Source organism: Streptomyces sp. SID4985, assembly GCF_009863025.1.
Lineage (GTDB): Bacteria > Actinomycetota > Actinomycetes > Streptomycetales > Streptomycetaceae > Streptomyces.
In genome coordinates, this window is record NZ_WWIR01000471.1 from 1 (window position 1) to 9088 (window position 9088).

General features: G+C 70.4%; 12 protein-coding genes, 1 tRNA gene and 1 riboswitch. Of the genes, 5 read left to right on the plus strand and 8 right to left on the minus strand.

Annotation, left to right across the window (positions count from 1 at the left end; translation table 11 throughout):
- Nucleotides 1–74: transfer RNA gene (locus GTW40_RS20860), tRNA-Pro, on the plus strand.
- A gap of 87 nt (nt 75–161) precedes the next feature.
- Here GTW40_RS20860 and GTW40_RS20865 read toward each other — a convergent pair.
- The 4 genes from GTW40_RS20865 to GTW40_RS20880 form a co-directional block, all read right to left on the minus strand.
- Entirely contained in the window at nt 162–641 is a 480-nt protein-coding gene (locus tag GTW40_RS20865) for a hypothetical protein (RefSeq protein WP_161181719.1), read from the minus strand.
- 84 nt (nt 642–725) lie between these two features.
- Nucleotides 726–1133, minus strand: a complete 408-nt coding sequence (locus tag GTW40_RS20870) for an FKBP-type peptidyl-prolyl cis-trans isomerase (RefSeq protein ID WP_161181720.1) — start codon at nt 1131–1133, stop codon at nt 726–728.
- Nucleotides 1134–1232: 99 nt separating this feature from the next.
- Complete coding sequence (locus GTW40_RS20875; protein ID WP_161181721.1) at nt 1233–1760, minus strand: GNAT family N-acetyltransferase; 528 nt, start codon at nt 1758–1760, stop codon at nt 1233–1235.
- Nucleotides 1757–2752 carry a hypothetical protein gene (locus GTW40_RS20880; RefSeq protein ID WP_343245751.1) on the minus strand — a complete coding sequence of 332 codons (996 nt, stop codon included), beginning with the start codon at nt 2750–2752 and terminating at the stop codon, nt 1757–1759. The genes GTW40_RS20875 and GTW40_RS20880 overlap by 4 nt, the downstream gene beginning before the upstream one ends.
- A gap of 496 nt (nt 2753–3248) precedes the next feature.
- Here GTW40_RS20880 and GTW40_RS20885 point away from each other — a divergent pair, with 496 nt between their 5' ends.
- A complete protein-coding gene (locus tag GTW40_RS20885; RefSeq protein ID WP_202486200.1) occupies nt 3249–3662 on the plus strand; it encodes an ATP-binding protein in 414 nt (137 codons plus the stop codon).
- Entirely contained in the window at nt 3659–3820 is a 162-nt protein-coding gene (locus GTW40_RS20890; RefSeq protein WP_161181723.1) for a hypothetical protein, read from the plus strand. The genes GTW40_RS20885 and GTW40_RS20890 overlap by 4 nt, the downstream gene beginning before the upstream one ends.
- 356 nt (nt 3821–4176) lie before the next feature.
- Here GTW40_RS20890 and GTW40_RS20895 read toward each other — a convergent pair whose 3' ends face one another.
- Both GTW40_RS20895 and GTW40_RS20900 read right to left on the minus strand, forming a co-directional pair.
- Nucleotides 4177–5274: a hypothetical protein gene (locus tag GTW40_RS20895; RefSeq protein ID WP_202486201.1), complete on the minus strand. Its 1098-nt coding sequence runs from the start codon at nt 5272–5274 to the stop codon at nt 4177–4179.
- An 18-nt stretch (nt 5275–5292) separates the two neighbouring features.
- Entirely contained in the window at nt 5293–5556 is a 264-nt protein-coding gene (locus GTW40_RS20900) for a hypothetical protein (protein ID WP_161181724.1), read from the minus strand.
- A gap of 87 nt (nt 5557–5643) precedes the next feature.
- Nucleotides 5644–5711: riboswitch (guanidine-III (ykkC-III) riboswitch) on the plus strand.
- Between the two features lie 10 nt (nt 5712–5721).
- On the opposite strand from GTW40_RS20900, the gene GTW40_RS20905 reads away from it, so the two are divergent.
- Both GTW40_RS20905 and GTW40_RS20910 read left to right on the plus strand, forming a co-directional pair.
- Complete coding sequence (locus GTW40_RS20905) at nt 5722–6036, plus strand: multidrug efflux SMR transporter (RefSeq protein ID WP_161181725.1); 315 nt, start codon at nt 5722–5724, stop codon at nt 6034–6036.
- A 70-nt stretch (nt 6037–6106) separates the two neighbouring features.
- Nucleotides 6107–6820: an SUMF1/EgtB/PvdO family nonheme iron enzyme gene (locus tag GTW40_RS20910; protein WP_161181730.1), complete on the plus strand. Its 714-nt coding sequence runs from the start codon at nt 6107–6109 to the stop codon at nt 6818–6820.
- 13 nt (nt 6821–6833) lie between these two features.
- On the opposite strand, the gene GTW40_RS20915 is transcribed toward GTW40_RS20910, so the two are convergent.
- Together GTW40_RS20915 and GTW40_RS20920 are read right to left on the minus strand one after the other, a co-directional pair.
- Nucleotides 6834–7730 (minus strand): sucrase ferredoxin, encoded by an 897-nt coding sequence (locus GTW40_RS20915; protein WP_161181726.1) that lies wholly within the window; start codon nt 7728–7730, stop codon nt 6834–6836.
- A gap of 8 nt (nt 7731–7738) precedes the next feature.
- Nucleotides 7739–8944 carry a cupin domain-containing protein gene (locus tag GTW40_RS20920; protein WP_161181727.1) on the minus strand — a complete coding sequence of 402 codons (1206 nt, stop codon included), beginning with the start codon at nt 8942–8944 and terminating at the stop codon, nt 7739–7741.
- Nucleotides 8945–9088: the final 144 nt, after the last annotated feature.

Sequence of the window (9088 nt, forward strand, 5' to 3'; positions counted from 1 at the left end):
CGGGACGTGGCGCAGCTTGGTAGCGCACTTGACTGGGGGTCAAGGGGTCGCAGGTTCAAATCCTGTCGTCCCGACTCGAGAGAGTCGCAGGTGAGGGCCGGTTTCAGAGAGATCTGAATCCGGCCCTCGGCCGCTTCACCGCGAAGTCGCGGCGAGATACATCAGGACGTGGCCCTGTCGGCGGCGTCTTCCCCGACGGCGTGCAGATCCTCGCAGCGGACGGTGATCGACGCGTCCGTGAGCGCGATCTCGTGTACGCAGCCGCCGTCCCTGTCCGGGACGATTTCATCCAGGAGTACGGTGTCGACCAGCATCCAGTTGATGGAGTGCACGTAGTCGACGGAGAAGTCTGTGACGCCCGAGTAGCTGATGCGCAGACCGGAGTCGTGCTTGAACTTGTTGGGTGCGAACTCCAGGACCAGTCCGCCGCTCTTGTCCGTGGCGAGGTGGATTCCTGACAGTTCCAGATCCTTTACGCAGCGGATGGCGCCCGCCATGTCGTAGTGCCCGGGGTCTGCGGCGAATGACCGGGCACCCGCAGGAAGGTCTGCGCTCAGGCGTGGCAGCTCGGCCAGATAGGCGCGCGGGTCCAAAAGGAGTCCAACTACCTCGGTATCCCAGTCCGCCTTCACGAATTTCATGCATGATCTTCCCGCGAGAGAAGTGGGCGGTGCCAACCCTCTGGGAGGACGGCGCAGCACGTCATAGTGGAGGAGCGGCCAGGGTTACTGGCCCTTGCTCCACCCCGTTGTGCTGGAGTACGAGTCCAGCAGGTCCACCACGAAGACCAGGGTCGAGCCCGGTGGGATCAACGATGAGGGTGACTGATTGCCGTAGCCGAGGCGCGGGGGAACGATGATCTCGCGGCGGCCGCCGACCCTCATCCCCCGTACCCCACGGTCCCAGCCCTTGATGACCTTGCCGCTGCCCAGGGCGAACTTGTACGGCTCGCCCCGGTCCCAGGAGGCGTCGAACTCCTTCCCGGACTCGAAGGTCACTCCGACGTAGTGGACCCTGACCACCATGCCCGGCTTCACCTCGGGCCCGTCACCGACGATCAGGTCCCGGACGGTCAGCTCGGTGGGAGCGGCGCCTTCCGGGATGTCGACCTTGGGTTTCGTCGGTTCACTCATCGCGGCCTCGTCAATCTCCGGCACATGGACGCTCCATGCGGCAGGTGATCACGTTACCGAGAGGGCCGGCGCTTCCGTCGTGCAGCCGCTCCGCTCCGCTCAGGACAGGGGCAGATCCACGAGCATCACGGCGTACACCGGGGAGTCGGGGAACGGCTGGCGCTCTCCCACCTTCCGGTACCCCCAGGACTCGTACAGGGCCTCCACCTTCGGGTGTGTCACGTCCACGAGCAGTGCCGCCAGCTCGTCGTCCTGGGCGTCCATCAGCGCCCGGTGCAGTCGCTCGGCTGTGCCGGTTTTCCGCCACCGCTCGCGCACCATCAGCTCTGAGAAGTGGAAGGTGCGCGACTTCTCCGGCGCCGGGTCCAGGTGTTCCCGCCACCACTCCCGATCGTCCTTCGCGGGGGCGCCGTACGCGAAGCCCACTACCTCGTCGCCGTCGAAGGCGATCACACAGGAGAACTCCGGGTGGCCGCCCCAGTGGTCCACGAACCAGGGGAACTTCTGCCGGAACTCGTCGTCCGCCATCTGGTCGGCGTGTACGTCCGCGTGTACGTCGATCAATGTCTGCCGGATCTCCGACAGGTCGTCGTGGCTGTAGTGGCGCAGCTCCAAAGCGGAGGTCATCGGACCTGGCTCCATTCTGATCGGAAACGGTCTTTCCACTCCCGTGCAATGCCGGTGGTGGACGCGAGGGTAATCAAGTCACGGTAGAAGTCCCCGAGGCGCGACCGCATCCGGCCGGGCAGGGCGTCACCCTGCATCAGCACGAACACCCCCTCCGCCGTCGCGCACGCCTGGTCCACGTCGCCCTGGTGAAGCTGCGCCAGCGCGAGCTGCAGGGTGGCCAGCGCACGGTTCCGGCGGTACTGCTTCGGGATGGTCGACAGGGCGCGATGTGAGGCCGCTTCAGCCTCGGAGGCGTCCCCGATGCGGTCGCGGACGATGGCGGTGATGGCCAGTAGTTCAGCCGGGCCGTAGAAGGCCATCCAGGACGGCCGGGGATCCTCCAGGCACGCCTTCGCCAAGGCATCTTCTGCGTGGCCCAGTGAGCGCAGGGCGCCCTGCCGGTCTCCGGCGTTGGAGTGCCCGATGGCCGTACGGGCGTGGGCGAGGGAGGCGCACAGTGGGTCTCGGCGCGTGGCAGCGGTCGCCAGCGCTGCCTGGCCGGCGTCCACGGCTTCCACGTGCCGGTGCTGCTGCCGCGCGAGCATGGCGTGGGAATTCCATACGCGCAGTTCGGCTACGGGGTCCTTCGCCATGCCCGCCAGGTACAGCGCGCGGTTCAGGTGCCCATGGGCGCGTTCGCTCTGTCGGGCGTCCACGGCCGACCAGGCGGCCGAAGCGGTGTAGTTCGCGGCCACGCTGAAAAGGCGCTGCCGGACGCGCTGGGAGGCAGCCCGCTTCTGCAACTCCAGGGCGTCGGCGGCGCCTGCGAGCGCGGCCCGCTCCAGGGCCTCGTGCCCGCCCTTGGACGCGTCCAGCGCCGTCAGTGCGTCCAGGCCGCGGCGTAGCCGGATCACGTCGGTGGTGCCGACCGCGTACGGCCGGGTTGCGAGCAGGGGCACGACGGCGGCGGTCGTACCAGTGGCTGCGGTGAGGAAATTCCTGCGGTGCACAGGGTCCTCCGTCCTGGTGGGGCTTCGTCGGCCTGCTGGGGGTCGGAAACCGAGTTCCCCGGCACTACGGCCGAATACTGCCTCCAGGGCTTCGCGTTGCCGAGGATGGGGCCAGCGAGTCTTCCCGGTCAGCCAGTTGCGTACCGTGCGGTCGCTCACCGTCCCCTCGTGGCCGTGCGCCCGCAGGTGATCGTTCACCGCCTCCGCCAACTCGACCTGAGTCAGCCCCGCTTCGCTGAGCGCGTCCGCCAAGTCACTGTTCTCGCCCACGGCATCAAGGTAGCGAGACGACGGGATCGCCGCGCCGGAGTGGGCGCGAAATTTCCGGTTGCCCGCGATGCGCGGCGGCCCGATTTTTCCTCACGGTCCGTCACAATCCGTCGTTCACTGAGTGCGGGCTGCCACCGGAAGGGACGGAGCGGTGGCCCGCTGGAGCGGCCTGTTCCTGTCTCCACCGGGACAGGCCGCGCCTCCCGTTCACCGACGAGGGGTCCTGATGACCGTGACCACCACATCCCGCCCGACCGGGCACCCCGGCTACAGCGAGACCCTGCCACGCGAACCGGAGAGCGCCGCTACGGCGCGGCGCCTGGTGCGCGCGGCCTGCGCCGCGTGGGGCCTGCACGGGGCGGCCGAGAACGGAGCCCTGGTCGTCTCCGAGTTGGTGGCCAACGCGGTGCGGCATGCCCGGCGGGACTCCATCCGTGTGGTGGTGGAGCGCGTCGCGCCGGGCACGGTTCGCGTCGCCGTGGCGGACTTCTCCCGCGCGCTGCCGGAGCCGTGCACGCCGAAGGACGACGATGAGGGCGGGCGTGGCCTGACCCTTGTGGCGGCGTTGGCGTCCAACTGGGGCGCGGATGAGAGGCGTTGGGGGAAGGTCGTGTGGGCGGATTTGGAGGAGTGCGGGTGAGCGACGATGAGGCACCCGTACGTAGCGCGGCCCGAGCCCACCTGTCGCAGTTGATCGAGATGTTCGGCACGGACGGGTGCCTGCGGATCAGCACCGCCCCCGCTGAACCAGACCCGGCCGCCGTCGGCGGAGAGCCACTGGACGACGAGCGGGCGTGATCGCCCCAGGAGGTCACCGCCTTGGACGCCATTTCAGTTGGCGTGATCTTGCGGCAGCCCGGGTGATGACTGCTGCGCTTGTCGAGCGGATGGGGCCGGAAGACCTGTGGGAGTTGTTCCAGCCAAGTGCGGCTCGCGTTCGACCGACCCATTTCCGCCGTGGGGGCTTCACTGCAGGTGCTCAGGAGCCGTCCGAAACCCCCCGTCAGTTCTCCGCCGGAGCGATCGTGGCCGGGCTGTTCAACGCCGTGTTCATCGGCCGGTTCGCACACACCCTCAGGACGCGAGAGCAGCGCTAGGACACTGTTGCAGTTGGCCAGTCTGCGGTGGCATGACGGACGGGTGCCTGGTCGCCGTCACAAGCCGGCAGCATCAAGGATTCGATACATCCGGTCCGCCCGCAGCGCCGAGTTGGCAGCCGCATCGTCCGCCACACGAGCATCCGCATCGGAAAGCAGCCGCTCCAGCAACGCATCCGTGACGTTGGGATGACGGGCGACCCCAGCCCGCAGGAAGGACTCGGCGGCAGCGGCGAGTTGCCACAGGTCCGGCGCAGGGAGCTCCGGGTCTTGCAGGGCGACGTAGCGAACGTTCGGTTCTGTTTCGTCCACGAACGTTCGCAGCGTATGGCGGGGGAAGTTGGGGTGGTCGACGAGCAGTGGTCGGATGTGGAAGACCTCGCCGTGGGTGCGTACCAGCGCTTCCAGGACGTCCGCCGGGGTGTCCGGGCGACGGGCGGCGGTGCGGCGGACGGTGAGGTCCGGGTCGTTGTCCAGTCGGTGCCATGCCTCTTCGGGGAGGTCGCGGCAGGAGGCCAGGACGCGCCGGAATGGGGTGTGCGGGCAGTCCAGGCAGGTCAGCCGTTCGTCGAGGGGGGCTTCGCGGAGCCAGGACGGTTCGGCGATGTTCCAGCTCAGGGCGATCTCGGCCTCGATGTTTCCGTCCGTGCGTTCGGCTTCCACGAGGGCGTACAGGCGGTCCCGGGTTTCGGGGTCCACGTGGCGACTCCGCGCGGCCGCGACCCGTACGAACGGGTCCTCGGTGTCCAGCAGTTGGGAGACCATCTCTGCCGACAGATGAGGGTTCACGGCGACTGCCTGACGGATCTCCTCGTCCTCGCTCCGCATGAGTCGTATGAGTCGCATGAGCCGCGCGAACTGCTTCGGCGTGAGGGGGACGTAGCGCGCCACGTTGACGCGTACGGCGGGGTCGGCGAGGCAGCGCTCGCTCCACTCTGGCGGGACACCCGGTCGCGCGTGCTCGGTGGCGGCTGCGCGGACCTGTGGTTCCGGGTCGGCGAGCAGGTCCAGCTGTATGGCGAGAGGCCGGTCGTGCCAGGCTCGGGCGACCGCGGCGCGCAGGCTCGGGCTCGGTGCGCGGACGAGTGTCGTCCGGGGCAGGCCGTAGGCCTCCTCCAGGTCGCCGATGCCGATCGGCACCTTGCGGTCCACCATGTCGCGGACGAAGTCGGCCTACGCGTCACGGATCGCCGGGTCGGGATGCCCGGCGATCCTTCGGCGCATCTCCGGAGAGATCCGGTCCCCGTGAAGACCCACCGCCGTGTGGTCGTCGCCGTACGTCAGCAGAGCCTCGACAACGGCGTCCTCCAGTCGGCCGCGACGCAGAGACATCCCGTGTCGGCCGGCCTTGTGCCCGGCCAGGCGTATCAGGACGTCCTGAGGGGCTGCCGGGTTACGCGCCAGCCCGGACAATCGGGGATGATCGAGGCTCGTCATGCGCTCAACCTAGTCGGGCGGCTGAGTGCCGGGCTTCGAGCGTCCTGGCGTCGGATTGCCAACCCGCCCCCGGTGTGAAACTTTGAGCCGGAGCCCCGAACAGGGAGCTTCCGGACGAGGGGTGCCGTACCCGGTGTGCGACAAGACGGCCCACGGGAGGCTGTCATGGCGTGGGTCGTTCTTGCCGTATCGGGTGTGCTGGAGGCCGTGTGGGCCACGGCTCTGGGGAAGTCCGAGGGGTTCAGCAGGCTCGTGCCGTCGCTGGTCTTCGTCGTGGCGCTGGCGGCGAGCATGGGAGGACTGGCGTACGCGACCCGGGACCTGCCCGTCGGTACGTCGTACGCGGTGTGGGTGGGGATCGGCGCCGTACTCACCGTGCTCTACGCGATGCTCACCGGTGGCGAGTCGGTCAGTGCGCCGAAGGTGGTCTTCCTGGCTCTGATCGTCGGAAGCGTGATCGGGCTCAAGCTCACCCGGTGAACACGGGGCGTGATCCCCTCCGACGGCGTCGGTAGGGTGGTCCGTCGTGGACATGGGGGAAACGAACGCGATGGTCGCCGTCCCGGCGGGGCGAGTGGTCCTGTCGGACCGGCGGACGCGGCGCAGCTGGGCGGTGGAGGTCGCGTCGTTGCGTGTGTCGGCGTTCCCGGTCACGCAGGCGTGGTACGCGCAGGTCACCGGTCGGCGGCCGAGCAGCGCCCGGGGTGACCGGCTGCCCGTCGAGGGCGTCTCGTGGTGGGACGCGGTCCGGTTCTGCAACGCGCTGTCCCGGAGTGAAGGGCTGACACCCGCCTATCGCCTCCCCGCAGACACCGATGCCGATGCCCATGTCGAGGCCCCCGAATGGGACACCTCCGCCAACGGTTACCGGCTGCCGACCGAGGCCGAGTGGGAGCACGCCTGCCGCGCGGACACCACCGGCCCGCGATACGGTCCGCTCGACGAAGTCGCCTGGTACCAGGGCAACTCGGGCGGCCAACTCCGCCCCGTCGGCGGCAAGCGGCCCAACGCCTGGGGCCTGTACGACATGTTGGGCAACGTCTGGGACTGGTGCTGGGACGTCTACGACGCCGAGGTGTACGGCACCTATCGGGTGCTCCGTGGTGGTGGATGGGCCGACGAGCACTGGAGCTGCCGGGCATCGGTGCGGCGGCGCAGTCATCCGACGTTCCGGATCGACGACGTGGGATTCCGCGTCGTACGCTCCACATCGCCATCGCCATCGCCATCGCCATCGCCATCGCCGCCACCGTCCCGGCCGTAACAGCCCTTGTTCGTCAGACGGATTCGATCGACGTCACCTCGTAGCCGACCGTCGGGTGCGGCGCCAGGCCCCGGCACGTCAGCCGGGACGGCGCCGTGTGGCGGGCGCGCAGCGTGAGGTCGAAGGCCGTGGGGCGGGGCGCGTGGAGTTCGACGCGGATGCGCCAGTCGTCGCCGTCGCGGGTGGTGTCGGTGACGGTGTAGGCGTGCCGGGCGGCCGGGCCGAAGCGGGCGAGCAGGGCCGCGACGGCGACCTGTTGTGGGGGAGTGAGGTCCGTGTAGCCCCGCAGGTGGTCCGCCTGGACGCGGCCCGCCAGGTGCTCCCCGACCACCTCGACGGCCGACGCGGCGTCGAGACGGCCGTAGTACACGCCGTCGGGCAGGAGGACGACGTTGGCGGCGAACCGGTCGCCGCCGACGTGCGTGGATTCCCACACCAGGTTCGGCCAGCGCTCGCTGAGCGCGCGGGCCACGGGGCGGCCGCGTACGGCGCAGCAGATGTCGTGCTGGCCGTGGACGCAGACGAGGACGACCGGCGGGTGGTCGAGGAGACCGGGGGACTGGAGGGCGTCGGCGATCTCGACCAGGTCCTCGTCGCGGGTCCAGGTGCCCCAGCGCTGGCGGTACGCCCCGGAACGCTCGTAGTGCAGTACGGCCCACCGGCCGGGGCCGTCGGGTCGGGGCCGGGCGAGGCGTCTGACCAGCAGGATCCGGGCGCGGACGGCGTGGGCGGCGGACCAGACGTGGGCCTTGACCTCGGGGGCGAGGTCGAGGCCGTCGAAGCCGTTGGACGGCCAGCCGCCCCGGTACTCGACGAGCACCCAGACGGCACCGCGCGGCGCCGTGCCCGCGAGCGAGTCGCCGCGTATCCGGGCGGCGTCCGCGCAGAAGAAGCGGTCTGTGCCGGTCACCGGAGTGGCTACTGTCCGGCGGGCACCAGTACGCCCGCGCGCAGCAGCCGCTCGGCGAGCGCGAGGCCGAGTTCACCGGCCGTACGGACCCCACCGTCGAGCAGGCCGGTCACGGCGGGCAGGTCGGTCTCCGGGAAGTCGAGCCAGCCGACCCGTGTCATCAGGCGTGCTCCCTCCAGCCGGGTTTCCAGCGCCTCGCGCAGCCGCAGCGGGGAGTCGGGGCCGAGGCTGTCCACGGCGGCGAGCTGGGACAGCGGGCCGAGGGGCGCCGGACGCCCCTGGCTTCGCCTGCTCCGGTGCAGCAGCGGCGCGGAGTCGGCTCCGGCGACGGCGGCGGTGAGGCGTTCGCGGACCGCGTCGATCGCCTCCGCCGCCCCGTCCGAGCCCAGCGGCAGCGAGGCGCGCATCGCCGGGTCCTCGCGCAACGCCGCCAGCGCGGCCTCGGCGAGCTGCTCGGCCAGCGCGTGGCGCGTCCACACGTGGACGCCCAGCGTCAGGTGGACGGAGACCTCGCCCTTCGCCCGCGCGGCGTGCAGCCAGCCGCGCGGGAGGTAGAGCACGTCTCCGGGTTCGAGCACGGTGTCGATGTACGCGGGCCCCTTCGCGGCCTCGGCCACGGCGGCCCGGTGATCGGTCCACGGCTGCTCGCGCAACGGGTCCGGGTGGACGGGCTCGTGGACGAGCCAGCGCTTGCTGCCCTGGATCTGGACGACGAAGACGTCATGGACGTCGTAGTGCTCGTCGAAGCCCTGGTTCTGCGAGGGCGTGACGTACGCGTTGGCCTGCACCGGATGTCCCAGCTCCGCGCTCAGCGCGGCGCACAGGTCGCCGACGGGCGCCCAGGTGCGGTGCAGCGCCTGGAGGACGAGCGTGGCGCCGTCGGCGAAGAGCCGCCACAGCGCCGTGTCGTCGAGCTGGTCGGCGATGGTGGCACCGACCCCGCCGGACGAGGTGAAGGACGACGACGGCACCACGGCGCCGTCCTTGGCGACGCGCAGGAACGGGGTACGCAGCCCCCGGCGCGAGACCAGTTCGTCCACGGCACCGGCGTCGAACACGTCCGAGAAGTCGCTCGCGCCCCGGGTGAGCAGCGCGGTCCGCGACCAGACGTTCCGCGCGAAGTCCTCGAAGCGGAGGCCGGTCAGACGGCGCTCCAGAATCCCGGCACCCGTGGGGGTGCCGGGATTCCGGAAGCCGGGCCGGAAGTCGGTCAAGAGCCGGCGCCGCTGTCCGCGCTGCCGTCGGCTCCGCCGTCGTGGTGGCCGGGCTCGCCCGCCGCGCCGCCGTCGCCGGGACCCTCGGCCCCGCCATCGGCACCGCCGTCGTGGACACCCGGTACCCCGGCCGCGCCGCCGTCC